A 26,225-nucleotide genomic window follows, 5' to 3' on the forward strand; every position below is an offset into this window, starting at 1 on the left:
GCTGCTTGAGGCCCGTTCGTGGTTGAGCTTGCCCGTTTCGCGCGCCGCGTTCGCCGTGTAAGAGCCTGAGCATGACCGTTTACCTGCATGAGGGCGACCTGCCCGACGATCTGGACCTGGGGTCCGAGGTCGCCATCGATTCCGAGACCATGGGCCTGCGTTTTCGCCGCGATCCGCTGTGCGTGGTGCAGCTGTCGTCGGGCGACGGAAACGCCCATGTCGTGCGGCTGAACCGGCCCGCCTATGACTGTCCGAACCTGAAGCGGGTGCTGACCGATCCGGCGGTGACCAAGATCTTCCACTTCGGCCGGTTCGACATCGGCATGTTCCTGCTGCACCTCGGCGTCGAGACGCGACCGGTCTATTGCACCAAGATCGCCTCCAAGCTGGCGCGCACCTATACTGACCGGCACGGGCTGAAGGACGTGGTGCGCGAGACGGTGGGCGTGGACCTGTCCAAGGCGCAGCAGTCCTCGGACTGGGGCGCCGAGACGCTGAGCCAGGCGCAGCTGGACTATGCGGCGTCGGACGTCCTGTATCTGCATGCGGCCAAGGCCAAGCTGGATATGATGCTGGCGCGCGAAGGGCGAACCGATTTGGCCGCTGAATGTTTCGACTTCCTGCCGACGCGGTCGGCGCTCGACCTGGCCGGCTGGGACGAGACCGACATCTTCGCCCACAGCTGAGGCGCGCTTGACCGAACACGGCGAACAGTCCCGCATCGAGGCCGACGAGGCCAGGGTCGCCCTGGCCGGCGCCCGCTGGCGTGCGCGCTCGCGGCGGGTGAAGCTTTATCGCCGCGTCCTGCCGATCGTCATCCTGGTGCTGGCGGGCGGCGCCCTGACCTGGACCGTGTTCCGCACTGTCATGTCGGGGGTGGAGCGCAAGGCCAGCCAGAGCCAGGAAGTTCGCCTGGACGCCCCCCTGTTCCACGGTCAGGACGCGCAAGGGAGAGCCTTCACCGTCGGCGCGCAAGGCGCCGTGCGCGATCCCAATACCGGCAAGTTCAAACTGATCGGCCCGGCGCTGAAGCTGAATCTGGGCGGGCGCAAGGTCACGGAACTGACCGCCGACGGCGGCATCTACGACGAGCAGGCCAAGACGGTGACGATCGGTCCGAACGTGCGCATTTCGGACGGGGGAACGGGCTTCGTCCTGACCACGCCCGAGGCGGTGGTCGACACCTCGACCGGAAACGTCACCGGTTCAAAGGGCGTTCAGGGTTCCGGCCCTATTGGAACCATCAACGCATCGTCCTATGCGATCTACGATCAGGGACAGCGCGTCGTGTTCGACGGCGCAGGCGACAACAAGGTGAAGGGCGTTCTGACGCCCAAGGGGTCAGGCGGATGATCGTGACGAAGATTTCGAAGACGCTGGCCGTTGTCGCGGCGGCCGCCGTCGTGGGCATGCCGGCCCTGGTCGATGCCCAGGCTCAGGCGACCAATCAGCCCGTCGCCTATGGCGCGGACTCGGTCGAATACGCGCCCAACCGCATCATCCTGCGCGGCCGGGCCGAGGCGACGCAGGGCGGCAACCGCTTCCGCGCCGACAGCCTGACCCTGGTCAGCGGCGAGGGCGGCGATCTGCAACGCGCCGAGGCCAGCGGCACCGTCTATTTCGTGACGCCCGACCAGTCGATGCGCGGCGACCGCGCCGTCTACAACCTGGGCAACGGCGAGATCGTGGTGACGGGCAACGTCATCCTGACGCAGGGCAAGAACGTCCTGACCGGCTCGCGCCTGGTCTACAACATCAACACCGAGACCGCCCGCATGGACGGCGCGCCGCGCGGCGCCGCCGGAAGCCGCGTGCAGGGCGTCTTCTATCCCAACTCCAACTGAGGCCGTCTGGCCTTCACGGACCTGAGCATTTGGCGCGCAAGGAACTGTCAGCCCTGAACCTGGATGAGCGGCCGCAACCGGCCGCCGTGGCGCCCGCGCCTGCGGAAAAGGGCCTGCGGGTGATGAACCTGGCGCGGTCGTTCGGCCAGCGTCAGGTCGTGCGCGACGTGTCCCTGACGGTCCAGCGCGGCGAGGTCGCGGGCCTGCTGGGTCCCAACGGGGCCGGCAAGACGACCTGCTTTTACATGATCACCGGCCTGATCCCACCGGATTCGGGCGCGATCTGGCTGGACGGCGAGAACATCACCGGCCAGCCGATGTATCAGCGCAGCCGCATGGGCCTGGGCTATCTGGCGCAGGAAGCCTCGATCTTTCGCGGCATGACGGTCGAGCAGAACGTCAAGGCGGTGGTCGAGCTGAACTATCCGCGCGACCAGATCCGCGCCGAGACCGACCGGCTGCTGAACGAACTGCACATCGACCATCTACGCCACGCGCGGGCCACGGCGCTCTCGGGCGGCGAGCGTCGGCGGGTGGAGATCGCGCGGGCGCTGGCCGGACGGCCGTCCTTCATGCTGCTGGACGAACCCTTCGCCGGCATCGACCCCCTGGCCATCGCCGACATCCGCACCGTGATTCGCTATCTGGCCAGCCAGGGCATCGGCGTGCTGATCACCGACCACAATGTGCGCGAGACCCTGGACATCACCGACCGGGTGTCGATCATCTCGAACGGCGCGGTGCTGTTCGAAGGCACGTCCGACGAGGCGATCCACGACGCCGAAGTGCGCCGGGTGTATCTGGGCGAAAACTACATCTGACGATTAGCGGTGGAGGGGCTCAGTGAGTCCCACCGGCGCTTTCAAGACGGTGAAGAGCCGCTCCGTCACGGCGCGAAAAGCGCCGCGCCACCTCCCCATCGCTGCGCGCACAGGAGGAGACAAAAAGCGCGTTCGTCTCGCGTTAACCGGTTCGACGACATTCTGTCCCAGCAAGTTCCGGGCCACTTGGCGGCCGGGCGGGAAGATTTCGAACGTGATCGGGCAAAGGTTAGAGGTCAGGCAAGGGCAGGGGCTGGTCATCACGCCCCAGCTGCAGCAGGCGATAAAGCTGCTGCAACTGTCGAACCTCGAGCTTGAGGACTTCGTCGAGGCCGAGCTGGAACGCAATCCGCTGCTGCAACGCGAGGAGCCGGAGGGCGACACGCCCGAGCCGGTCGAGCGCGTCGAGGCGACGGCGGACGGTGAAATGTCGTTCGGCGACGGGGTCGGCCATGAGGCCGTGTCCGGCATGGATGCGGGTTCGGACGATGTCTATGGCGACGCCGCGCCGGGCGAGCGCACCAGCGACCGGATGACTGACGAAGCCCAGCCGGGGCTGTCGGACTGGTCCAGCGCCGGCAAGGGCGGCCAGATGTTCGAGGGTGAGGGCGAGCGGCCCGACGCGCACGAGCTGACCCTGTGGGAGCATCTTCAGGCCCAGGCGTCGAGCGCGGGCCTGACGCCGGCCGACCACGGCATCGCCCTGACCCTGATCGATGCGACCGACGAGGGCGGCTATCTGCGTGGGGAACTCACCGAATTCGCCGACCGGCTGGGCGTGCCGCTGGAGCGGATCGAGGCGGTGCTGAGCGTTTGTCACGGCTTTGAGCCGACCGGGATCATGGCGCGGTCGGTGCCGGAATGCCTGAAGCTGCAACTGATCGAGCGCAACCGGTTCGATCCGGCGATGGCGGCGCTGCTGGACAATCTGGACCTGCTGGCCAAGCGCGATCTGGCGGGCCTGCGCCGCGTCTGCGAGGTCGATGGCGAGGATTTGACCGACATGATCGCCGAATTGCGGGCGCTGACGCCGCGTCCGGGCGCAGGCTTCGGCGGCGAGCCGGCGCAGACGGTCGTGCCCGACGTGCATGTGAGGCCGGACCCCGCCGGCGGCTGGCGGGTCGAGCTGAACGCCGACACCCTGCCGCGCCTGTTGGTCGATAAACGCTATCACGGTCTGGTTCAGGCCGGCGCGCGATCGGATACCGAAAAGACCTTCGTCGCCGACTGCGCCGCCCAGGCCAACTGGCTGGTCAAGTCGCTGGATCAGCGGGCCAAGACCATTCTGAAGGTCTCATCCGAGATCGTGCGCCAGCAGGACGCCTTCCTGGCCTTCGGCGTCGAGTTCCTGAGACCGCTCAATCTGAAGACGGTCGCCGACGCCATCGGCATGCACGAATCCACCGTCAGCCGCGTCACCTCGAACAAATATATCGCCACGCCGCGGGGCGTGTTCGAGCTGAAATTCTTCTTCACCGCCGCCATCCAGTCGGTGGACGGGGCATCGACCCATTCGGCCGAAGCCGTCCGTCACAAGATCAAATCCATGATCGATGGCGAGGGGGTTGAAGGTGACGTTTTGTCCGACGACCGGATCGTCGAAATCCTGAAGGAAACGGGCATCGACATCGCCCGCCGCACCGTGGCCAAATATCGGGAAGCCTTGAGGATTCCGTCCTCGGTCGAGCGCCGCCGGATGATGAAGACCGGCTGACATCCACAGCCAAGCGTGACCACAAATCGGTGATCTGGATTGACACCAAATCGGGTCGGGCGCGTTCTATCAGCATGCAAGTCCAAGTCAGCGGCAAGCAAGTGGATGTCGGCGAAGCGTTAGGCTCGCGCATCTCCCAGGAACTCGAAGACGGGGTCGGAAAATACTTCGCCCGAGGCGGTGAAGACGCCGAGGTCGTGGTGTCCAAGGACGGCCACAACTTCAAGGTGGACTGTTGGGTCCGCCTCGCGTCGGGCCAGACCCTGGTGACGACCGGAATGGGCAGCGACGCCCACTCGGCCTTCACCGAGGCGCTGGATCGGCTCGAAAAGCGGGTTCGCCGCTACAAGCGCCGGCTCAAGGACCACCACATCGGACCCAAGGGTCTGTCGCCCGAGAAGACCGAAAACGCCGCCCGCGAAGTCGCACGCAGCATCGTGCTGCGTGATCCCGACAGCGTGGAAGACGATGTCTTCGGCGACACCGGCGAGAACGACGGTCCGCCGCCGGTGGGGATGGTCATCGCCGAGACCGAGCACGAAATCCGCACCATTACGGTCGGACGGGCTGTGCTGGAGCTGGACATGACGGGCTATCCGGTCGTGCTGTTCCGCAACGCGGCCCACGGCGGTCTGGCGGTCGTCTATCGTCGTCCGGACGGCAATGTGGGATGGATCGATCCCGAACGGACGGCCAAGTCCAACGGTTCGGTGAACTAAGCCTCAGTTTGACTTCGGCGCGGTTGTCTCTAAACGGGCGGCCGCGCCGTTGTCTGCTGCGTGTATCGAGGTTGTGTAATGGACATCGGTGATCTGCTCGCGCCCAAGGGCGTGGTGCTGCGCAGCGGCGCGTCGTCCAAGCGACAGGCGCTTCACGCGTTGGCCGAGGCGGCCTCGCATGCGCTGGGCATCGACGAAGCCCGTATTTTCGACGCCTTGATGGAACGCGAGACGCTGGGATCGACCGGGCTGGGGTCCGGCGTCGCGGTGCCGCACGCGCGTCTTACCGAGGTCGAGAAGGTGACGGCGGTGTTCGTGCGGCTGGATACGCCTGTGGCCTATGACGCGGTGGACGACCGGCCCGTCGATCTAATTGTCGGTCTGTTTGCCCCGCCCAAGGCGGGCGCCGAGCATCTGCGCGCATTGGCGGCGGTGTCGCGCGCGCTGCGGTCGCCCGAACTGCGAGAGCAGCTGAGACAGGCGCGCACGACCGATGCGATCCGCGCCCTGTTCGTCAAGGACGCCACGGCCGCGACGGCGGCCTGAACGGCGGCGCCTGCGCGCCGCCATCCATCAGATCAGTGAACGGAAACCGGCTCCAGCTCGTGCGCCACGGCGGCGGCGAAGGCGGTGTCGCGGTCGATCATGACCGCCAGACGCTCGCCGTCGGCGCTGTGTACGGCATAGAGCATCTGGCCGGGGTTCAGATCCACGTCCTTGATCTCGACCGCTTCTTCAAGCAGGTCCGAGGCCTTGATCTCGCGCACATAGACGAGGTCGGGGGCGCCCAGTCCGGCAAAGTCTTCCTTGGTCATCGTCATCGGCGTCATTAGGACCGCCTCCTTCATATTTGACAACGCCCGGATCGCCGGGCGGTTCGAATGGCTGTGGTTTTCAGCCGGTCGTGATCGGAATGCGTCGCACCTGGCGCTCGGCCTCGGGCCGGATCAGGTCGACGTGGAGCAGGCCGTGCTCCAGTCGGGCGCCCTCAACCTCCAGCCCGTCGGCCAGGACGAAGTTGCGAACGAAGCCGCGCGCCGCGATGCCGCGGTGCAGAAAGGCCTGTTCACCCCTGCCGGCGTCGTCGCGCTTGCCGGCGATGGTCAGCTGCCGGCCGTCCAGGGTTATGGACAGTTCGTCCGGCGCAAACCCGGCGACGGCCAGGCTGATGCGGACGCCCGCATCGCCGATCTGTTCGACATTGTAGGGCGGATAGCTTTCGGCCGCAGCCTTGGCGGCGCGGTCGATCAGGGCGCGGGTGTGGTCAAAGCCCAGCAGAAAGGGGCTGTCGAACAGGAGGGTGCGCGTCGTCGTCATCTGGGGTCCTTGCGTCAGCGACCGAGCGGTCGGTCTCCCGCAATCGGCAAGACCGTCCGTCACAGATGAAGATGGGGGCTGGCGAGGGCGGGATCAACCGGCAGCGCCTGTGGGGTCAGTGGATGGCCTCGCCGTGCTGGGTATAGTCCAGCCCCTCGACCTCTTCGTCCTTGGTGACGCGCAGGTCCGTGGTGAACTTGCAGATCATCAGGACGACGAAGGTGCCCACCGCGCTCCATGCGATGACGCCAACCAGGCCGACGGCCTGTTTCCACACGGTCGCCCCCTCCGACAGGGCGTTGACGGTTGTCGTGGCGAAGACGCCGGTCAGCAGGGCGCCGACGATGCCGCCCACACCGTGAACCCCGAAGGCGTCCAGGCTGTCATCGTATTTCAGCGCGTGCTTCAGCCAGACCGCGCCCGCATAGCAGGCCGGGCCGCCGATCAGGCCGATGAAGAAGGCGCCCTTGGGATCGACGAAACCGGCGGCGGGGGTGATGGCGACCAGACCGCCGACGACGCCCGACAACAGGCCCAGCAGGGTCGGACGCTTGCGGTCGAACCATTCGATGGTCATCCAGCCCAGGGCGGCGCTGCCGGCGGCCAGGATCGTATTGAACGCGGCGGTGGCGGCCAGCGCATCGGCTGCGCCCGCCGATCCAGCGTTGAAGCCCAGCCAGCCGACCAGCAGCAGGCCTGTGCCGATGGCGCTATAGACCAGGTTGGCGGGGGCCATGTTGTCGCGCCCGAAGCCGTGACGCGGCCCCAGCACCAGGGCGCAGACCAGGCCGGCGATACCGGCGTTGACGTGGACGACCGCGCCGCCCGCAAAGTCGAGCACGCCCAGCCCGCCCAGATAGCCCCCGCCCCAGACCTGATGACAGATCGGCGCATAGACGATCAGGTGCCACAGGCCAAAGAACAGCAGGCTGGCCGAGAACTTCATCCGCTCGGCGAAGGCGCCGGCGATCAGGGCCGGGGTGATGATGGCGAAGGTCATCTGGAAGCTGACGAACAGCAGTTCGGGCAGGCCGGGCAGCAGGCTGTGGGCCGTCCGGGCGGTGACGCCGTTGAGGAAGGCCGCCTGAACCCCGCCGATGACGCCGTTGATCGCGTCCGGCCCCTTGCCGAACGACAGGCTGTAGCCGACCAGGAACCACAGGACCGAGACGATGGCGAAGGCGGCCGCCGACTGGGCGACGACGCTGATGATGTTCTTCTTCCTGACCATGCCGCCGTAGAACAGGGCCAGACCCGGCAGGGTCATCAGCAGGACCAGGGCCGTCGACGTCAGGATCCAGGCCGTCGCCGCCGTATCGATGACCAGCGGCGCCTGATGCGCCAGCAGGGATGGGGCCGCCAGGGCCGGTGAGGCGAAAGCCGCCGCCCCGGCGACGAGCGTGACGACGAGGGGGGCGGATCGGGTCATGGCGGCTTTCTGGGGCAGGCGGTTCGATGTCAGGCGGAGGTCTTCAGGCGTTCCGTGCGGGCGACGATGTCGGTCAGGGGCACGATGCGGACGAAGCGTTTCAGGCTGTTGTCCCAATCCGTCAGCAGACGCCGCGCCAGGGGCGAGGCCGTCGCGGCCAGATGGGCCTCGATCAGGCCCTTCAGTCGATCGGCCGCCTGTGCGTCAATGTCGGTCACGCCCGCCAGGTCGCCGTTCAGGGCGCGCTCGGCATGGCCCGGCTGGTCCAGCACGAACAGCTCGCCGCCGCTCATGCCCGCCGCCAGGTTCCAGCCGACCGAACCCAGGACGACCACGCGTCCGCCGGTCATATATTCGCAGCCGTGCGCGCCCAGGCCCTCGACCACGGCCTCGGCGCCGGAGTTTCTGACCGCAAACCGCTCGCCCGCCGCGCCGGCGACGAACAGACGGCCGGAGGTCGCGCCATACAGGGTGGTGTTGCCGCAGATCAGCTGATCCTCGCGCCATTCCGGCGTGCGGATCGAGATTTCGGCGCCCGACAGCCCCTTGCCGACATAGTCGTTGGCCTCGCCCGTCAGATGCAGTTCCAGACCCTTGGCCGCAAAGGCGCCGAAGCTTTGACCCGCGATGCCTTCTAGCCGCAGCTTCAGCCGGCCCGCAGGGCCTTGCGCGCCGAAGCGGCGCACGATGGCCGAGGACAGGGCCGCGCCGACCGTGCGCTGGGTGTTGTTCAGCGGATAGGACAGCTCCAGCGTCTGGCCACGATCCAGGAAGCGGACGGCGTCCTTCAGCACGGCGGCGTCCAGGCTGTCGGCGATGGGCTTGCGGGTCGTCTTGTCGGCCCATTTGCCGGCCGCGCCCTCGTCGACCTGAACCAGCAGCGGGTTCAGATCCAGGTCGTCCAGGTGCGAGCCGCCGCGACGGACCTGACGCAGCAGATCGGTGCGGCCGATGATCTCGTCCATCGTGCGCGCGCCGATGGAGGCCAGGATTTCTCGCGTCTCCTCGGCGAGGAAGGTGAACAGGTTCACCACCTTGTCAGGCGTGCCAGTGAACTTGTCGCGCAGCCGCTCGTCCTGGGAGCAGACACCGACGGGGCAGGTATTGGAGTGGCACTGCCTCACCATCAGACAGCCCATGGCGATCAGGGCGGCGGTGCCGACGCCGTATTCCTCGGCGCCCAGCATGGCGGCGATGACCACGTCGCGGCCGGTGCGGACCCCGCCGTCGGTCCTCAGCGTGACCGAGCCGCGCAGATTGTTCAGCGTCAGCACCTGATGGGCCTCGGCCAGTCCGATTTCCCACGGCAGGCCGGCGTGCTTGATCGAGGTCTGGGGCGAGGCGCCGGTGCCGCCGTTGTGGCCGGCGATCAGGATGGCGTCGGCGTTGGCCTTGGCCACGCCCGAGGCGATGGCGCCGATGCCCGAGGCGGACACCAGCTTCACCGTCACCCGCGCATCGGGGTTGATGGCCTTCAGATCGTAGATGAGCTGGGCCAGATCCTCGATCGAATAGATGTCGTGGTGCGGGGGCGGCGAGATCAGGGTCGTGCCGGGCACGGCGTGGCGCATCCGGGCGATGAATTCCGTGACCTTGAAGCCAGGCAGCTGGCCGCCCTCGCCGGGCTTGGCGCCTTGGGCCACCTTGATCTCGATCTCGCGGCACTGGTTCAAATATTCGGCGGTGACGCCGAACCGGCCAGAGGCCACCTGTTTCACCGCCGAGTTGGCGTCGTCGCCGTTCGGACGCGGGTGATAGCGTTCGGGATCCTCGCCGCCTTCGCCCGAGACCGAGCGGGCGCCGATGCGGTTCATGGCGATGTTCAGCGTCTCGTGCGCCTCTGGCCCCAGGGCGCCCAGCGACATGGCCTGGGTCAGGAAGCGGCGGCGGATGTCCGACACGCTCTCGACCTGGTCCAGCGGAATGGGCGTGCCTTCGCGGAAGTCCAGGAGGTCGCGCAACGACAGGTCGGCCTGGGCGCGGACGACCTCGGAGAACTGTTTGAAGCGGCGATAATCGCCACGGTTGCAGGCGTCCTGCAGCAGATGGATGGTCTTGGCCTCGTGGGCGTGGGCCTCGCCGCCCGACCGGATCTTGAAGAAGCCGCCGATGGCCGGGGAAGGGACAGCCTCGCCCCAGGCGATGCGGTGCCGCTTCATCGCCGCCTGCTCCAGGCCGGCCAAGCCGATGCCGGAGATGCGCGACGGGGCGCCGGGGAAGAACTCGGCGGTCAGCGCCCGCGACAGGCCCAGCACCTCGAACTCGCAGCCGCCGCGATAGGCGGAGATGACGCTGATCCCCTTGCGGGCCAGCGTCTTCAGCAGACCCGCCTCGATGCCGGCCTTGTAGTTCAGGCAGGCGTCGCGCAGCGTCAGGCCAGGATACAGGCCCCTGTCCAGTCGCTCCTGGAACAGGTCCTGGGCCAGCCAGGCGTTGACGGTGGTGGCGCCGACCCCGACCAGGACCGCGAACCCGTGCGGGTCCAGCGTTTCGGCGGTGCGGACCACGATCGAGCAATAGGAGCGCAGGCCCGCCTTGGTCAGGCGGCCGTGGACCCCGGCCGTGGCCAGGATCATCGGCGCGGCCAGGCGATCCGCCGAGCCGGCCTGGTCGGTCAGCACGATCAGGGCGGCGCCGTCGCGGGCGGCGGCCTCGGCCTCGTCCATGATGCGGTCCAGGGCGGCGCGCAGGCCGGCGCCAGGGCGGGCGTCGTCGGTCGGCAGGGTGTAGCTGCAGTCGATGACCACGGTCGAACCGGCGCCGACCGTCTCGATCATTCGCTCGTACATGCCGTTGGTCAGGACGGGGCTGTCCAGCACGAAGACGTCCGTCTGGGCCTCTTCCTCGGCCAGGATGTTGCCCAGGTTCTTGAACCGGGTCTTCAGGCTCATGGCCCCCGCTTCACGCAGCGGGTCGATCGGCGGATTGGTGACCTGGCTGAAGTTCTGGCGGAAGTAATGCGATAGCGGGCGGGGCAGGGCCGACAGCACCGCGGGCGGGGCGTCGTCGCCCATCGAACCCACAGCCTCCTTGCCGTCACGCACCAGCGCGTCCAGCAGCAGGTCGAGGTCCTCACGGCTGTAGCCGGCGGCGATCTGGCGGCGGGTCAGGGCCTCGCCCGAGGCCGAGCGCGGCTCGGGTCCGGGGCCGATGATCGGCTCCAGATCGACCATATTGTCCAGCCACTCGGTATAGGGGTGGGCGGCGGACAGGGCGTCGATGGCCTCATGCTCGTCATAGACGCGGCCATGCTTCAGATCGACGGCGATCAGCTTGCCGGGGCCGATGTGCAGGCGGCGCTTCACCCGGCTCTCGGGGATCGGCACCAGGCCGGCTTCGGAGCCCGCCATCAGCAGGCCGTCGACGGTTTCCACGGCGCGCAGGGGCCGCAGGCCGTTCCTGTCCTTGCCCGCCACGATCCAGCGGCCGTCGGCGGCGCAGATGGCGGCCGGGCCGTCCCACGGCTCCATCACCGCGTTGCAATAGGCGTAGAAGGCCCGGTGTTCGGCGGGCATGACCACGTCGTCCTTGGCCCAGGCCTCGGGGATCAGCAGGGCCTTGGCCATCGGGGCGGGGCGACCGGCGTGGACCAGCACCTCCATGACATTGTCCAGGGCCGCGCTGTCCGATCCGCCCGGCTGAACCACCGGCTTCACCTCGCCGTCGCGGTCGCCGAAGGCCTGTGCGGCCATGCGGATTTCGTGCGACCTCATCCAGTTCAGATTGCCCTTTAGCGTGTTGATCTCGCCGTTGTGGGCCATCATGCGGAACGGCTGGGCCAGCTTCCATTCGGGGAAGGTGTTGGTTGAATAGCGCTGGTGGAAGACGGCGTAGGCCGAGACGAAGCGCGGGTCTTCCAAGTCGGGATACAGGTCGCCCAGCAGTTCGGCCCGCACCATCCCCTTGTAGGCGATGGAGCGCGCGGACAGTGTGCAGATATAGACGCCGGCCAGGTTCTCGGTCTTGACCGTCTTTTCAATGCGGCGGCGGCACAGATACAGTTCGCGCTCCAGCGCCTCGCCGTCCAGCGGTTGGCCGGCGTCGTCCAGCGGCGGGGCCAGCATGATCTGCTCGATCTCGGGCCGGGTCGCGCCGGCCTTGGTCCCGACGACAGACAGGTCGATGGGCGTCTGGCGCCAGCCATAGATCCAGAAGCCGGCGCGCAGGGCCTCGGTCTCGACAATGGCGCGGGCGCGGTCCTGGGCGCCCAGGTCGGTGCGCGGCAGGAAGACCTGGCCGACGCAGATGGGCCCAGGACGCAGGGATTGGCCGATGGAGGCCACCTGTTCGGCGAAGAAGCCTTGCGGCAGCTCGGCCATGATGCCCGCGCCGTCGCCCGACAGGCCGTCGGGATCGACCGCGCCCCGGTGGGCCACGGCCTTCAGGCTGCGGATCGCATATTCGACCACGTCGCGGCGCGGCGTGCCGTCGATGGAGCAGACCAGGCCCACGCCGCAGGCGTCCCGCTCGGAGGCGCGGTCATAGGCGTGGCCGGCTTCCAGCCGGTCACGGGTTTGTTCGTATTTGTTCAGCCAGGTCATGCCGCGACCTCCTCGGTGCGGGTCTTGAAGTAGCGGTCGATCTCGGCGGCGGCGTCCTGGCCTTCGCGGACGGCCCAGACGACGAGCGAGGCGCCGCGCACGGCGTCGCCGGCGGCGAAGACGCCGGGCAGGCTGGTGGCGAAGCTGACCGAACCCACCTTGATGGTGCCGTCGTCGCGTAGGCGCAAATCGGCCTCATGCGCCGCGAACGGCTCGGGCGAGAAGCCCAGGGCCTCTATGACGATGTCGGCCGGCACGTCGAAGTCGGCGCCGGGAACCGGCACGATGTCGCGACGCTGACCGGGCAGGCCTTCCGTCAACTGCATGCGCGCGGCGCGCACGCCCGTGACCTGGTCGCCTTGCGAGAGCAGGGCCTTGGGCGCGGCCAGCCATTCGAAGACAACGCCTTCTTCCTCGGCGTTGACGACTTCGCGGGCCGAGCCCGGCATATTCTCGCGGTCGCGGCGATACAGGCAGGTGACGCTGGCCGCGCCTTGTCGGACGGCGGTGCGGACGCAGTCCATGGCGGTGTCGCCGCCGCCGATCACGACCACTCGCTTGCCGCGCGCCTCGTGCCAGCCGTCCTGTTCGGCGTCGCCCAGATCGCGCCGGTTCTGGTGGGTCAGATAGGACAGGGCGGCGACAGTCGAGTCCGGCCCGCGACCCGGCGCGGAAAGGATGCGGGGCTGATAGACGCCCATAGCCAGCAGGACGACGTCGTGGCGCTCGCGTAGCTCGGTCAGGGTCACGTCCTTGCCGACCTCGCAGCCCAGCACGAACTGGACGCCGCCGTCGATCAATCGGTCCACGCGGCGCTGCACGACATGCTTTTCCAGCTTGAAGCCGGGGATGCCGTAGATCAGCAGCCCGCCGGCGCGGTCGTGACGGTCATAGACCGTGACCTGATAGCCCTCGCAGCGCAGGCGGTCGGCGGCGGCCAGACCGGCCGGGCCCGCGCCGACGATGCCGATCGTTTCGCCGCGTTCGGCCGCCGGGCGAATGGGTTCGACCCAGCCGTTGGCGAAGGCCTGGTCGCCCAGCCAGGCCTCGACCGAGCCGATGGTCACAGCGTCCCAGCCGGACTGGTTCAATGTGCATGACCCTTCGCACAGCCGGTCCTGCGGACAGATCCGACCGCAGATTTCGGGCATGGTCGAGGTCAGGGACGCGACGCGCCAGGCCTCGCGCGGCTCGTTCTCGGCCGACAGACGCAGCCAGTCGGGAATGTTGTTCTGAAGCGGGCAGGCGTTCTGGCAGAAGGGCACGCCGCAATCGGTGCAGCGCGACGCCTGTTTCTCGGCCGTCTCGGTGGAGGGCGGAATCGTAATCTCGCCGAAACCGCGTGCGCGCAGTTCGGCCGAGGCCTTGGACAGGCGGCGGGGTTCGACGACGAATGTCCCGCCTTGCTTCAGGGTCTTATGCATATCTCGCATATGCCGCAAACGACGCGTTAGAGGCAAATATTATTGCCGCGAGGCGTTCTCAGCAAAACAAAAAGAATAAATCATCCAAACGGACGCGTTTCTTCGTCAAAAGTTGCTGATGGCGGCCGTTTGCGCCGCAACAGGATTTTGTTCCAGGGGTGCGACAATAGGAACCGGCGCGGCCTCGAGACGTTCGAAAGACTGATTTCAACAGACCACAGAGAGTGCGCCCATGCCCCGATGGACAACCCCGACCGGCCTTGGGGGATGGCTGACGTTGCTCCTCGGGGTCCTGCTGGCCGTGATCGGTCTGGTGCTGACGGTCGGCGGCGTGCAGCTCGCGATGCTGGGCGGCTCCTGGTATTATCTGATTGCAGGCCTGGCGCTGATCGTGTCGGGCCTTCTGCTTGTCTGGCGCGATGTTCGTGGAGCCTGGCTCTATGGCGCGGTCTTCGTCGCCACGGTGATCTGGGCGCTGTGGGAGAAGGGCCTGAACGGCTGGGCCATGATCCCGCGCCTGGTCGGGCCCTTAGTGCTGATGTTCCTGGTGCTGGCGACGCTGCCGGTGCTGCGGTCGCGCGGCGGCGGCAAGACGGCGGGCTTCGGCGCGCTCGGGCTGGCGGCCCTGACGGTCGTGTTCGGCCTGGTGGTCGGTCAGATCAACGCGCCCGGCGTCGACAGCCCAGTGCCCGGCGCGCGGGGACCGTTCGGTGATCCCGCCCTGATCAAGGCCGGCATGGACTGGCCCGCCTATGGCGGATCGGACGCGGCCCAGCGCTATTCGCCGCTGAACCAGATCAACAAGACCAACGTCGGGCAGCTGGAGCGGGCCTGGACCTTCCGCACCGGCGACCTGCCCGGCGAACGGTTCGGCGCCGAGACCACGCCGCTGAAGATCGCCGACACCGTCTATCTCTGCTCGGGTCGCAACAAGATGTTCGCCCTGGACGCCAATACCGGTCGACAGAAATGGGCCTATGATCCGAAGGTGGCGGACGAACAAATCCCCTACACCGCCGCCTGCCGGGGCGTGACCTATTACGCCACACCCAACGTCGATCAGGCCCAGCCCTGCGCGACGCGCATCATCGAAGGCACGCTGGACGGCCGCATCATCGCAGTCGATGCGCGCACCGGCGTGCCTTGCCCCGCCTTCGGAACCAACGGCGCCGTCAGCATCAAGGAAGGGATGGGCAATCCCTATCCCGGCATGGTGTCGATCACCTCGCCGCCCGTCGTCGTGCGCGGCGTCATCGTCACGGGCCATCAGGTTCTGGACGGTCAGAAACGCTGGAACGCATCGGGCGTGATCCAGGGCTATGACGTCGTCACCGGTCAGCTGCGCTTCGCCTGGGACATGATGCGTCCCGACATCACCACCGCCCCGCCGGCCGGTCAGACCTATACGCCGGGCACGCCGAACATGTGGACGACGGCGACGGGCGACGAAGCCCTGGGCCTGGTCTATCTGCCGATGGGCAACTCGGCCGCCGACTACTATTCGTCGCTGCGCCGGCCCCAGGAGAACCAGTATTCCAGCGCCCTGGTCGCGCTGGACGTCACGACCGGCAAGCCACGCTGGAGCTATCAGACCGTCCGCCGCGACGTCTGGGACTATGACCTGGGTTCGCAGGTGACGCTGGTCGACATGCCGACCGCAGGGGGCGTGACGCCGGCGGTGATCCTGCCGTCCAAGCGCGGCGAAATCTTCGTGCTGGATCGCCGCACGGGCCAGCCCCTGCACGGCGTTCAGGATCGTCCGGCCCCGCGCGGCGGCGTCGAACCGGCGCAGCGCGCGGCGACCCAGCCCTATTCGCTGTTCAACACCCTGGCCAAGCCTGACCTGCGCGAAGTCGACATGTGGGGCATGTCGCTGATCGATCAGATGATCTGCCGCATCCAGTTCAAGAAGGCGTCGTATCAGGGCCAGTTCACGCCCCCGACCGCCGACCGTCGCTTCATCGAATATCCGGGCTACAACGGCGGTTCGGACTGGGGCAGCGTGGCGCTGGATCCGCGTCGCGGCGTGATCATCGCCAACTATAACGACATGCCCAACTACAACCGTCTGGTGCCGCGCGCCGAGGCGAACAAGCTGGGCTGGTTCCCCCGCGACGACCCCCGCTATCAGGAAGAAACGACCGGCGAGGGCGCCAAGGCCGAGGGCGCGGGCGATCCGCAGATGGGCGTGCCCTATGCGATCGACGTCAACGCCGGTTGGCGGATGCCCTTCACCGGCCTGCTGTGCAAGGAGCCGCCCTATGGCGGGATCCGCGCCATCGACGTGCAGAGCGGCAAGACCCTGTGGGACCGTCCGTTCGGCACGGCGCGCAAGAACGGCCCGTTCGGCATCCCCTCGATGCTGCCGCTGGAAATCGGCACGCCGAACAACGGCGGCTCGGTGGTCACGGCGGGCGGCCTGATCTTTATCGCCGCAGCGACCGACGACCTGATCCGCGCCATTGATATCGAGACGGGCAAGACCGTCTGGTCCGACGTCCTGCCCGCTGGCGGTCAGGCCAACCCGATGATCTATGAGCAGAACGGCCGCCAGTATCTGGTGATCGTCGCCGCCGGCCATCACTTCATGGAAACGCCGGAGGGCGATTACGTCATCGCCTATGCGCTGCCGCAGCGCGGCTGAGGTGACGCACCAATCTCCCTCCCCCGCGGGGGAGGGTGGTCGCGTCAGCGACCGGGTGGGGGCGGCTCGGAAACGAGCCGCCTTTTCTCGTTCAGCGGGATGTCGCCAGCCGCCCCCACCCGGCCTCGCCTTCGGCTCAGCCACCCTCCCCGAACGGGGAGGGAGAGCGTGCGCGACCTACGGCCTGATCTGGCCCTGGCCGCGCACCACATATTTGTAGGTGGTCAGCTGCTCCGCCCCAACCGGGCCGCGGGCGTGGAGGCGGTTGGTGGAGATGCCGATCTCGCCGCCGAAGCCGAACTCGCCGCCGTCGGCGAACTGGGTCGAGGCGTTGATCAGGACGATGGCGCTGTCGACCTTGGCGGCGAACCGTTCGGCAGCTTGGGCGTCGGTGGTGACGATGGCCTCGGTATGGCCCGAGCCGTAGCGGGCTATGTGGTCGGTCGCGGCGTCCAGATCGTCCACGACGCGGACGGCGAGGATCGGGGCCAGATATTCGGTGGTCCAGTCGACCTCGGTCGAGGGCGTCATGACGGGGACGAGGGCGCGGGCGTCGGCGTCGCCGCGCAGTTCGCAACCGGCGGCGATCAGATCGGCGGCGACGGGCGGCAGCAGGCGTTCGGCTGCTGCCCGGTCCACCAGCAATGTCTCGGTAGCGCCGCAGACCGAGACGCGGCGCATCTTGGCGTTCAGGACGATGGCGCGGGCGGTCTCAAGATCGGCCGCCTCGTGCAGATAGGTGTGGTTCAGGCCTTCCAGGTGGCTGAGCACGGCCGTTCGCGCCTCGGCCTGGACGCGGGCGACCAAGCTTTTGCCGCCGCGCGGCACGATGACGTCGATGGCGCCGTTCAGCCCGGTCAGCATCAGGCCCACGGCTTCGCGATCGGGGGTGTCGACCAGTTGCACCGCATCGGCGGGCAGGCCGGCCTCGGCGAGAGATTCCGCAATCAGGACGGCGATGGCCAGGGAGGACTGAAGGCAGTCCGAGCCGCAGCGCAGGATGGCGGCATTGCCCGAGCGGATGCACAGGGCGGCGGCGTCGGCGGTGACGTTAGGGCGGCTCTCGTAGATCACGCCCAGCACGCCGATCGGCGTTCGAACGCGGGCGATGTCGAGGCCATTGGCGGGGGTCCAGCGTTCGGTCTCGACGCCCAGCGGATCGGGCACGGCGGCGATGGTCGCCACCGCCTCGGCCATGCCGGCGATGCGGGCGGGGCTCAGCGAAAGCCGGTCGATCAGGGCCTCGGTCATGCCGTTCGCGCGAGCGGCCTCGACATCGCGGGCGTTGGCGGCGAGGAGCGCGGGTTGGGCGGCCGTCAGTTTTGCCGACAGGATTTCCAGCGCGCGGGTGCGGGCGGCGGCGGGGGCTTCGCGCAGGAGCACGGCTGCGGTGCGGGCGCGCTGGCCCAGATCGAGCATTCGAGTCTTCAGATCGGTCATCGGTCGTCCAGCACCATGTCGTCGCGGTGGATCAGCACCGAGGCCCCGCGATAGCCCAGCAGGGTCTCGATCTCGTCCGAGCGGCGGCCGCGAAGGCGCGCGGCCTCGTCGGCGGCGTAGGCGGCCAGACCCACGCCGACGGCGCGACCGTCCGGGTCGATCAGCCGCACGCAGTCGCCCTTCTCGAAGCCGCCGGAGACGCCCGTCACCCCGGCAGGCAGCAGGCTCTTGCCTGCCTTCAGCGCCGTGACCGCCCCGGCGTCCAGCCGCAGTTCGCCGGCGGGCGACAGGCTGCCGGCGATCCACTGCTTATAGGCGGCCATCGGCCCGTCGGGGGCGGCGATCAATGTGGCGCGCGCGCCGTCGCGGATGGCGCTGAGCGGCGACAGGGTCTGGCCCGACGCGATGATGGTGGCGCAACCCGCCGACCGTGCGATCTGGGCCGCCGCCAGCTTGGTCACCATGCCGCCGGTTCCGACGCCCGCATCCGCGTTGGCGCCCCCGCCCATGGCCAGGATGTCGGGGCTCAGCGTCTCGATCAGGGGCAGATGGGCGGCGTTTGGATCGCGGCGCGGATCGGCGGTGTAAAGACCGTCCACGTCAGACAGCAGGACCAGCAGGTCCGCTCGCGCCAGCTGGGCCGTGCGCGCCGCCAGCCGGTCGTTGTCGCCGTAACGGATTTCCTCGGTCGCCACCGTGTCGTTCTCGTTGACGATGGGGATGACGCCGTGGGTCAGCAGGGCCTCGACGGTCGCGCGGGCGTTCAGCCACCGCCGACGGCGTTCGGTGTCGTCGCGCGTCAGCAGCACCTGACCCGCGATCAGGCCGTGCGGGTCCAGCGCCCCGGACCAGGCCGCCATCAGCAGCGACTGTCCGACCGAGGCCGCCGCCTGCTTGTCCTCCAGCCGTGCGCCCAGCGCGGGCAGCCGGCCCCGGCCCAGGGCGATCGAGCCGGACGAGACGACGATGACTTCGCGCCCCTCGGCCTTCAGCGCCGCCAGATCCGAGGCGACGGCGGCCAGCCAGTCGCGCGCCGGCTGGCGCGTGGCCGCGTCGATCAGCAGGGAGGATCCGATCTTGACCACGACCCGCCGGGCGGCGCCCAGCGCCGACGCAGCGTTCGGGCCGACGGGGAGGGCGGCGCGCTGGGACATGAAGCTTTCTCTAACGCCACGGTTCGGGCTTGTCTCTTGCCGTGTCTCGCCGCAATGCAGACGGATGATGGAATCGCTTTCCCCCATCGCCGCAGGCGGTCTGGGCAGTCTGGCGGCGGGCATGATGACGGCGGTGGGTGCCGTGCCTCTGCTGTTCTTCCGCAAGGCGGGGGTGCAGACCCAAAGCGCCCTGCTCGGTTTCGCCGCCGGGGTCATGCTGGCGGCTTCCTTCTTCTCGCTGATCATTCCCGGCGTGGACGTGTTGCAGGCGGGCGGGGCCAGCCAGGCGGCGGCGGCCGGCGTCATGGGGGCGGCGGTGCTGATCGGGGCGACGGTGATCGGCCTGATGAACCGGTTCGCGCCGGTGGACATGCTGGCCATCGGACCGGCGGGATCGCGCGACCTGTCGCGGCGCATCTGGCTGTTCATCATCGCCATCACCCTGCACAACTTCCCCGAGGGGGCGGCCGTGGGCGTCAGCTTCGGCGGCGGCGACATGCATCAGGGACTGTCCACGGCGCTCGGCATCGGCATCCAGAACATGCCCGAGGGTCTGGCCGTGTCGGCGGCGATGGCGACCCTGGGATACGGCCGCTGGCCGGCGTTCGCGGCGGCGTTGGCTTCGGGCCTGGTCGAGCCGGTCGGCGGGCTGATCGGCGCCAGCGTGGTCGATCTGCTACCCGGCGCCCTGCCGTGGGGGCTGGGGCTGGCGGCCGGGGCCATGATCTATGTCGTCACCGCCGAGATCATTCCCGAGACCCGCGAGAAGTCCAAGGGCGAGGGGTCGATGATCGGCCTGATGATCGGCCTTGTGGGGATGATGTTCCTGGACATCGCCTTGGGATGAGGCGGGGCGGCGAAACGCGGCGTGACCGCGCACCTGGGCGTTACATCGATTTACATGGCAGGCGGGGGTTGAAGCCTTCGGGGCCGAGAGGCTAGGCCTCTCGCTTCGCTGCTCGATTATCCCCCGAAAGGAGCGCCAGCCTAAATGACGCGACCTCTCAAGCCTGCGGCTTCCCGTAGAAATTTCTTGTCTGGCCTGGGGCTTTTGGCCCTGATGGGCGCCGGAGTGTTCCCCATGCCTGTTTCCGCCCAAGCGTCCCGCACCGTCGCCCGTCACCGCCAGAAGATCGAGGATCTGATTGCGGCCATGACGGTCGAGGAGAAGGCGGGCCAGCTGAACCTGCTGGCCGATCCGTTCCGCTGGATGCCGACGGCGGTGAACCCGCTGGACGGCACGGGCGATCCGGCGCGCGTCACGGCCCTGATCCGCGAAGGCAAGGTCGGGTCGCTGTTCAACGGCATCGGCGCCGAGGCGGGCCGTCGCATCCAGCGCGTGGCGATGGAAGAGAGCCGGCTGAAGATCCCGCTGCTGTTCGCAGCGGACGTGATCCACGGCCTGTCGACTATCTTCCCAGTGCCTCTGGCCGAGGCGGCGGCCTTCGACACCGAACTGGCGCGGCGCACGGCGCGGGCCGCGGCGGTCGAGACGGCGGCGTCGGCGGTTCACCAGACCTACGCCCCCATGGTGGACGTGGCGCGCGACCAGCGTTGGGGCCGCAACGTCGAGGGTGCGGGCGAGGACGTTCTGCTGAACAACCTGCTGGCCGCCGCCCGCGTGCGCGGCTTCCAGGGCGAAAAGGGTCTGGACGACCGTGACGCGGTCCTGGCCACCGCCAAACACATGGCCGCCTATTCCGCTGCCGTGGGCGGGGTCGAATACAACACCACCGACATGAGCGAGCAGACGCTGCGCGGGGTCTTCCTGCCGCCGTTCAAGGCGTCGGTGGACGCCGGCGCCCTGTCGATCATGAGCGCCTTCAACGACGTCAACGGCGTGCCGGCGTCGGGCAGCCGCAAGCTGCTGACCGACATCCTGCGCGGCGAATGGGGCTTCGAGGGCTTCGTCGTCTCCGACTACACCTCCGAGCAGGAGTTGGTGGCCCACGGCTTCGCCGAGGACGGCCGCGACGCCGCCCGTCTGGCCTTCAACGCCGGGGTCGATGTGTCGATGGTGTCGGGTCTGTATCTGGAACATCTGCCCAGCCTAGTCGCCTCTGGCGAGGTGTCGATGGCGCGCATGGACGAGGCGGTGCGCCGCGTCCTGAACACCAAGGCGGCGCTGGGCCTGTTCGACGATCCCTATCGCGGCACCGATCCGGTGCGTGAAAAGGCGGTGGTCGGGTCGCGCGAACACGTCGAACTCTCGCGCGAGGCGGGCCGCAAGTCGGTCGTGCTGCTGAAGAACGACAACGGCCTGCTGCCGCTGAAGAAGAGCCAGAAGATCGCCCTGGTCGGCCCGTTCGCCGACGACGTGGACAATGTCTGGGGGCCGTGGACCATCTGGGGCGCGCCCGAGCGACGCGTTTCGCTGGAAGCCGGCTTCCGCGCGGCCATGAGCGATCCGCAGAACCTGACCCTCGCACGCGGCTCGGGCGTCGAGACGCCGCTGGACGGCGGGATCGAGCAGGCTATCGCCGCCGCCCGCGACGCCGAGGTCATTGTCCTGGCCATCGGCGAGGCGACCAATATGTCGGGCGAGGCCCAGTCGCGCACCGAGATCGTGGTGCCCGCGCCGCAGGTCGCCCTGGTCGACGCCATGGCGGCGCTGGGCAAGCCCATGGTCATCCTGCTGAGGAACGGCCGGGCGCTTGCGCTGGAAGGCAATGTGAAGAACGCCCAGGCCATCGTCGTGACCTGGTTCCTGGGCGAACAGATGGGCCATGCCGTCGCCGACGTCCTGTTCGGCGATCACGGCCCGTCGGCGCGCCTGCCGGTCAGCTTCCCGCACAAGTCGGGCCAGCAGCCCTATTCCTACGACCGCAAGACCACCGGCCGCCCGGCCAATCCCGATCTGGCGAGCGAGGAATACAAGGCCCGCTATCGCGAGACGACCAATACGGCGCTGTATCCCTTCGGCTATGGCCTGACCTATGGCGCGATCAGCTATGGGCCGGTCGAGATGGAGAGCGACAGGCTGGCCTGGGCCGGCACGCTGGATCTGGCCGTGACCGTGACCAACACCGGGTCGCATCCGGCCGAGGAGCTGGTGCAGCTCTATATCCACGACCGAGTCGCCAGCCTGACCCAGCCGGGCCGATTGCTGAAGGACTTCAAGCGCGTGTCGCTGAAGCCGGGCCAAAGCACGAAGGTGACCTTCACCCTGAACGCTCGCCAACTGGGCTTCATCGGCGCGGACGAGACCTGGCGCATCGAGCCCGGTCTGTTCGACGTCTGGCTGGCGCCGCACGCCCAGGGCGGGGCCAAGGCGACGTTCCAGCTGATCGGTCCGGCGTCGATCACCGACGGGCGGTGACGCGCGCCACGTTGACGGGGCAGGCGGCAGGGCTTAACGACGCCGCCGTTTGCCTTCGGCCTTCGTATCGGCCGGATTCGATTTTAGGAGCGCGCCCATGACGACGAAGATTCTTCCGGGCGCCACCGGCGTTCTCGCGCTCGCGGACGGCACGATCCTGCAGGGCATCGGCGTGGGCGCCGTCGGCTCGGCCTTGGGCGAGGTGGTCTTCAACACCGCCATGACCGGCTATCAGGAAATCCTGACCGACCCGTCCTACATGAGCCAGATCCTGGCCTTCACCTTCCCGCACGTCGGCAATGTGGGGACCAATGTCGAAGACATCGAGCAGATGGGCGGCGGGTCCGACACCTCGGCGCGCGGCGCCATCTTCCGCGACGTTCCGACCGATCCGGCCAACTATCGCTCGGACGCCAGTTTCGACGACTGGATGAAGCGGCGCGGCGTCGTGGGCCTGGCCGGGGTCGATACCCGCGCCCTGACCAAGATTATTCGCGACAAGGGCGCGCCCCACGCCGTCATCGCGCACGACCCGGACGGAAACTTCGACCTGGAGGCCCTGGTCGCCCAGGCCAAGGGCTGGACCGGGCTGGTCGGTCTGGACCTGGCCAAGCCTGCCTCCACCCTGCAGGCCTTCGAATGGAACGAGGGTCTGTGGGACTGGCCGGAGGGTCACCCCAAGACCGAAGGCCGCAAGGACGTGGTCGTCATCGACTATGGGGTGAAGCGCAACATCCTGCGCGCCCTGGCCTCGACCGGCGCGCGCATCACCGTGGTCCCGGCGACGACGACGGCGGAAGAGGTTCTGGCCCGCAATCCCGACGGCGTGGTCCTGTCCAACGGTCCGGGCGATCCGGCCGCGACGGGCGAATACGCCGTGCCCGAAATCCAGAAGCTGGTCGCCAGCGGCAAACCGTTGATGGGCATCTGCCTGGGCCACCAGATGCTGGCCCTGGCCTTGGGCGCCAAGACGGTGAAGATGGATCAGGGCCACCACGGCGCCAACCATCCGGTCAAGGATCTGACCACCGGCAAGGTCGAGATCGTGTCGATGAACCACGGCTTCACCGTCGATCGCGACAGCCTGCCCGACGCCGTGACCGAGACCCACGTCAGCCTGTTCGACGGCACCAACTGCGGCATCGCGGTCAAGGACAAGCCGATTTTCAGCGTCCAGCACCACCCCGAGGCCTCGCCTGGGCCGACCGACAGCCTGTATCTGTTCGACCGGTTCGCCGATCTGATGGGCGATCGCTGACGCCATGAAACAGGGGGCGGTTCGGTCGGACTATCTGGACTGGCTGGCCGAGGCGTTCGAGGTCGGTCGCCGGTTTACGCCACTGCCGGACGGCGATGTCGTGGTCGGTTATGCGACCGGATACGACGCGGCCGACATCGCGCCCTTCGTCCTGTCGCTGCGGGCCGTGTTCGATGGTCCTGTGGCCCTGGTGGTCGACGCCGAGCCGGATTTGCGCGCCTTTCTGGCCCAGCATCGGGTGACCGCCATCGATGCGCCGGTCTGGCGCGGATGGGCGCCGCATCCGGTGATGCAGCGGTTCGTGGCCTTCGCCGGTCTGCTGGGCGAGCGGCTCGGCGCGGCCCTGGCCTGCGACGTGCGCGACGTGATCTTCCAGGCGCCGCCCTTCGATCCGGCGCCGGAGGCGCTTGAGGCCTATGTCGAGGCGGAGACGCCGCTGGCCGATCACGCCTTCAACATGAAGTATCTGCGCGCCCTGTTCGGCGAGGCGCAGGCGCGGCAACTGGCCGATAAGGCCTGTCTGTGCGTCGGCACCATCGTTGGGCCGCGCGCCGACGTCTCGCGCCTGTCGCGACTGATTCTATCGCTGGCGGCGACGCCGCGATCCGAGATCGGCGGGGCGTTCGGCGCCGATCAGGCGGCCTTCAACATGGCGATCCATCAGGGTCTGACGGCGATGCGCGTGCGCCCCAACTACGGGCGCGTGGCGACCCTGGGCCTGACGCCCGGCGAAACGCTGAGGTTTGAAGGGGGCAAGGTCGTCAATCCCGACGCCAGCGTCAGCCCCATCGTCCATCAGCATGATCGCCATCCGCATCTTGAAGCGCCGGTCCATGCGCTGTGGGGTGGAGGGCTGGAGCTGCGTCGGCGGGTAAGGCCCAAGTCGGCGGGGCAGAAGTTCGAAAAGCTGACAGCCTCGCTGCGCCGCCGGATGCCCGAACTGCGCTGAGCCGGCTGTGCCAGGCCCAGGCGCTGGCGACGATGGAGGCCAGGTCCGACTGGCGTGGCGCAAAGCCCAGGGCCTGACGGGCCAAGGTGATGTCCGACACAAGATGCGACGGGTCACCCGCACGGCGCGCTCCGGCCGCGTCGGGCAGACGAAGGTCGCTGTGCGCCATGATGGCCTCAAGAACCTGCCGCACCGAATGGCCGTGACCGGCGCCCAGATTACAGGCGAAGAAGCCGCGTCGGTCGCCGAGCAACTGGGTCAGGGCGGCAAGGTGGCCCTGAGCCAGGTCGCACACGTGGACATAGTCGCGCACCGCCGTGCCGTCGGGCGTCGGATAGTCGGTCCCATGAACGGCGAAGTCGTCGATCTGGCCGCGTAGGGCCATCATGGCGCGCGGGATCAGATGGGTCTCGACCGGCCGATCCTCGCCGATCAGGCCTGACGCCGAGGCGCCGCTGGCGTTGAAATAACGCAGCGCGATCACATTTAGCTCGTGCGCGGCGCTGGCATCCGACAGGATCTGTTCGCAGCCCAGTTTGGAGCGGCCATAGGGGGTGACGGGCGCCAGCGGCGTCGCCTCGGTGATCGGATTTTCGCCGGGATCGCCATAGACGGCGCAGGTGCTCGAAAAGACCAGCCGGTTTACGCCCGCTTCCCGCATCCCGCCCAACAGGCCGAACAGACCGCCGACATTGTTGCGGTAGTAGTCCAATGGCGCGCGCACTGATTCAGGGACCACGGACGAGCCGGCGAAATGCATGATGGCACAGATGTCATGGGCGACTAGGGTGTGGCGCACCTTGTCCGCGTCCCAGACATCGCCCTCGACCAGCGGGCCCCAGCGCACGAACCGGCGCCGGCCGGTCGACAGGTTGTCATAGGTAACGGGTCGATAGCCGGCGGCCGCCAGGGCCTCGCACACATGGGCGCCGATATAGCCCGCGCCGCCCGTGACCAGGATCGCCTTTGCAGATGTCAGCGCCGATCCGACTTCGCCCATCCGCTCTTGTCGGATACCGAGGGTTGGTAAATCAACCCCAAATCACCGGCGCATGTATCCAGAGGTGTGCTGCGACCCTCAGGGGATCGGCGAGAAGCTGCGCTCTTCGCGCAGGGCGCTGGCTTTCCGGACGGCGATCGGTGCGGCATGCAGCCAGTAGTCGGCGTCTTCGAGACGCTGCTCTCTGCGGCGTTCCAGTCCGCGCATGCGGCGCAGGGCGGCGTTCTGGAGAAGGCGCGCATGCAAGGCGCGGGGCGACAGTTCGGCGATGGCGGGAGAGCCGGGGACGGCGACGGCGTCGGGGCCTTTGGGCTCCACCGCCGGGCGGGCGATGGCGATAAACATGAGGATCTCGGTGCAGGAGGGAGAGGCGCTTCTGCGCCGAGCTAACGATGGGTTAACCACAGTCCCTGTGGATAGTTCCTGACTGCGTCCGAAAAAAGTCCGTGAATCGAAAGACTTACTGCCTGTTTCCGGACAAAATGGTTACCAAAATCTTAATCCGGGGTCGGAGCGTTCGCTCAACGATGTCGGGAAAAGGCGCTGAAAAAGCGCCGCCGGTGGCAGTCCCTAGGGGAGTCGAACCCCTCTTTTCAGGTTGAAAACCTGACGTCCTAACCGATAGACGAAGGGACCGCGGCCGGGGCGGCGC

20 protein-coding genes, 1 tRNA gene and 1 pseudogene are annotated in these 26,225 nt (G+C 68.0%); 12 read left to right on the forward strand and 10 right to left on the reverse strand.

Going from position 1 to position 26,225, the window contains the following annotated elements; translation table 11 throughout:
* Nucleotides 1-71 precede the first annotated feature (71 nt).
* From BVE01S_RS09545 to ptsN, 7 genes are all read left to right on the forward strand, one after another.
* On the forward strand, nt 72-686 hold the full coding sequence (locus BVE01S_RS09545; protein WP_045809722.1) for a ribonuclease D: 615 nt from the start codon (nt 72-74) through the stop codon (nt 684-686).
* Nucleotides 687-693: 7 nt separating this feature from the next.
* The gene (gene lptC, locus BVE01S_RS09550) at nt 694-1,353 is read left to right on the forward strand and encodes an LPS export ABC transporter periplasmic protein LptC (protein WP_045809723.1); all 660 of its coding nucleotides are present in this window, start codon (nt 694-696) and stop codon (nt 1,351-1,353) included.
* Nucleotides 1,350-1,844 (forward strand): LptA/OstA family protein, encoded by a 495-nt coding sequence (locus tag BVE01S_RS09555; protein ID WP_066626827.1) that lies wholly within the window; start codon nt 1,350-1,352, stop codon nt 1,842-1,844. The genes lptC and BVE01S_RS09555 overlap by 4 nt, the downstream gene beginning before the upstream one ends.
* 29 nt (nt 1,845-1,873) lie before the next feature.
* Nucleotides 1,874-2,665 (forward strand): LPS export ABC transporter ATP-binding protein, encoded by a 792-nt coding sequence (gene lptB / locus BVE01S_RS09560; protein ID WP_174087076.1) that lies wholly within the window; start codon nt 1,874-1,876, stop codon nt 2,663-2,665.
* A gap of 214 nt (nt 2,666-2,879) precedes the next feature.
* Nucleotides 2,880-4,379 (forward strand): RNA polymerase factor sigma-54, encoded by a 1,500-nt coding sequence (gene rpoN / locus BVE01S_RS09565; protein WP_066626828.1) that lies wholly within the window; start codon nt 2,880-2,882, stop codon nt 4,377-4,379.
* Nucleotides 4,380-4,453: 74 nt separating this feature from the next.
* A complete protein-coding gene (gene hpf / locus BVE01S_RS09570; RefSeq protein ID WP_066626829.1) occupies nt 4,454-5,098 on the forward strand; it encodes a ribosome hibernation-promoting factor, HPF/YfiA family in 645 nt (214 codons plus the stop codon).
* Nucleotides 5,099-5,176: 78 nt separating this feature from the next.
* Complete coding sequence (gene ptsN / locus BVE01S_RS09575; protein ID WP_066554489.1) at nt 5,177-5,644, forward strand: PTS IIA-like nitrogen regulatory protein PtsN; 468 nt, start codon at nt 5,177-5,179, stop codon at nt 5,642-5,644.
* Between the two features lie 32 nt (nt 5,645-5,676).
* Here ptsN and BVE01S_RS09580 read toward each other — a convergent pair whose 3' ends face one another.
* From BVE01S_RS09580 to BVE01S_RS09600, 5 genes are all read right to left on the reverse strand, one after another.
* Nucleotides 5,677-5,928 carry a DUF1150 family protein gene (locus BVE01S_RS09580; RefSeq protein ID WP_017506777.1) on the reverse strand — a complete coding sequence of 84 codons (252 nt, stop codon included), beginning with the start codon at nt 5,926-5,928 and terminating at the stop codon, nt 5,677-5,679.
* Between the two features lie 64 nt (nt 5,929-5,992).
* Nucleotides 5,993-6,415 (reverse strand): Hsp20 family protein, encoded by a 423-nt coding sequence (locus BVE01S_RS09585; RefSeq protein WP_066626831.1) that lies wholly within the window; start codon nt 6,413-6,415, stop codon nt 5,993-5,995.
* Nucleotides 6,416-6,530: 115 nt separating this feature from the next.
* Nucleotides 6,531-7,844 carry an ammonium transporter gene (locus BVE01S_RS09590; protein ID WP_066626832.1) on the reverse strand — a complete coding sequence of 438 codons (1,314 nt, stop codon included), beginning with the start codon at nt 7,842-7,844 and terminating at the stop codon, nt 6,531-6,533.
* Nucleotides 7,845-7,873: 29 nt separating this feature from the next.
* Nucleotides 7,874-12,385: a glutamate synthase large subunit gene (gene gltB, locus BVE01S_RS09595; protein ID WP_066626833.1), complete on the reverse strand. Its 4,512-nt coding sequence runs from the start codon at nt 12,383-12,385 to the stop codon at nt 7,874-7,876.
* Nucleotides 12,382-13,809, reverse strand: a complete 1,428-nt coding sequence (locus BVE01S_RS09600; protein ID WP_066626834.1) for an NAD(P)-dependent oxidoreductase — start codon at nt 13,807-13,809, stop codon at nt 12,382-12,384. Before BVE01S_RS09600 ends, gltB begins: the two co-directional genes overlap by 4 nt.
* Nucleotides 13,810-14,041: 232 nt before the next feature.
* On the opposite strand from BVE01S_RS09600, the gene BVE01S_RS09605 reads away from it, so the two are divergent.
* The gene (locus tag BVE01S_RS09605) at nt 14,042-16,453 is read left to right on the forward strand and encodes a membrane-bound PQQ-dependent dehydrogenase, glucose/quinate/shikimate family (RefSeq protein ID WP_066626840.1); all 2,412 of its coding nucleotides are present in this window, start codon (nt 14,042-14,044) and stop codon (nt 16,451-16,453) included.
* A gap of 177 nt (nt 16,454-16,630) precedes the next feature.
* Here the strand turns inward: BVE01S_RS09605 and BVE01S_RS09610 are convergent, their stop codons facing one another.
* Both BVE01S_RS09610 and proB read right to left on the reverse strand, forming a co-directional pair.
* Nucleotides 16,631-17,893 carry a glutamate-5-semialdehyde dehydrogenase gene (locus tag BVE01S_RS09610; RefSeq protein WP_066626842.1) on the reverse strand — a complete coding sequence of 421 codons (1,263 nt, stop codon included), beginning with the start codon at nt 17,891-17,893 and terminating at the stop codon, nt 16,631-16,633.
* Nucleotides 17,890-19,047 carry a glutamate 5-kinase gene (gene proB / locus BVE01S_RS09615; RefSeq protein WP_066626844.1) on the reverse strand — a complete coding sequence of 386 codons (1,158 nt, stop codon included), beginning with the start codon at nt 19,045-19,047 and terminating at the stop codon, nt 17,890-17,892. The genes BVE01S_RS09610 and proB overlap by 4 nt, the downstream gene beginning before the upstream one ends.
* A gap of 67 nt (nt 19,048-19,114) precedes the next feature.
* Here proB and BVE01S_RS09620 point away from each other — a divergent pair, with 67 nt between their 5' ends.
* The 4 genes from BVE01S_RS09620 to BVE01S_RS17170 all read left to right on the forward strand — a co-directional run bounded on the left by BVE01S_RS09620 (nt 19,115) and on the right by BVE01S_RS17170 (nt 24,573).
* Nucleotides 19,115-19,894 (forward strand): ZIP family metal transporter, encoded by a 780-nt coding sequence (locus BVE01S_RS09620; RefSeq protein WP_045809883.1) that lies wholly within the window; start codon nt 19,115-19,117, stop codon nt 19,892-19,894.
* 234 nt (nt 19,895-20,128) lie between these two features.
* Complete coding sequence (locus BVE01S_RS09625; RefSeq protein WP_066626846.1) at nt 20,129-22,366, forward strand: glycoside hydrolase family 3 N-terminal domain-containing protein; 2,238 nt, start codon at nt 20,129-20,131, stop codon at nt 22,364-22,366.
* 97 nt (nt 22,367-22,463) lie between these two features.
* Complete coding sequence (carA, locus tag BVE01S_RS09630) at nt 22,464-23,624, forward strand: glutamine-hydrolyzing carbamoyl-phosphate synthase small subunit (RefSeq protein ID WP_066626847.1); 1,161 nt, start codon at nt 22,464-22,466, stop codon at nt 23,622-23,624.
* Between the two features lie 4 nt (nt 23,625-23,628).
* Nucleotides 23,629-24,573 carry a hypothetical protein gene (locus tag BVE01S_RS17170; RefSeq protein WP_205678468.1) on the forward strand — a complete coding sequence of 315 codons (945 nt, stop codon included), beginning with the start codon at nt 23,629-23,631 and terminating at the stop codon, nt 24,571-24,573.
* Nucleotides 24,574-24,583: 10 nt separating this feature from the next.
* On the opposite strand, the pseudogene galE reads toward BVE01S_RS17170, so the two are convergent.
* The 3 genes and pseudogenes from galE to BVE01S_RS09645 form a co-directional block, all read right to left on the reverse strand.
* Nucleotides 24,584-25,573: pseudogene (gene galE, locus BVE01S_RS09635) on the reverse strand (UDP-glucose 4-epimerase GalE); the annotation flags it as partial.
* 78 nt (nt 25,574-25,651) lie between these two features.
* Complete coding sequence (locus BVE01S_RS09640) at nt 25,652-25,918, reverse strand: hypothetical protein (RefSeq protein ID WP_066554510.1); 267 nt, start codon at nt 25,916-25,918, stop codon at nt 25,652-25,654.
* Between the two features lie 216 nt (nt 25,919-26,134).
* Nucleotides 26,135-26,209: transfer RNA gene (locus BVE01S_RS09645), tRNA-Glu, on the reverse strand.
* Between the last annotated feature and the right edge of the window lie 16 nt (nt 26,210-26,225).

Source organism: Brevundimonas vesicularis NBRC 12165, assembly GCF_001592205.1.
Lineage (GTDB): Bacteria > Pseudomonadota > Alphaproteobacteria > Caulobacterales > Caulobacteraceae > Brevundimonas > Brevundimonas vesicularis.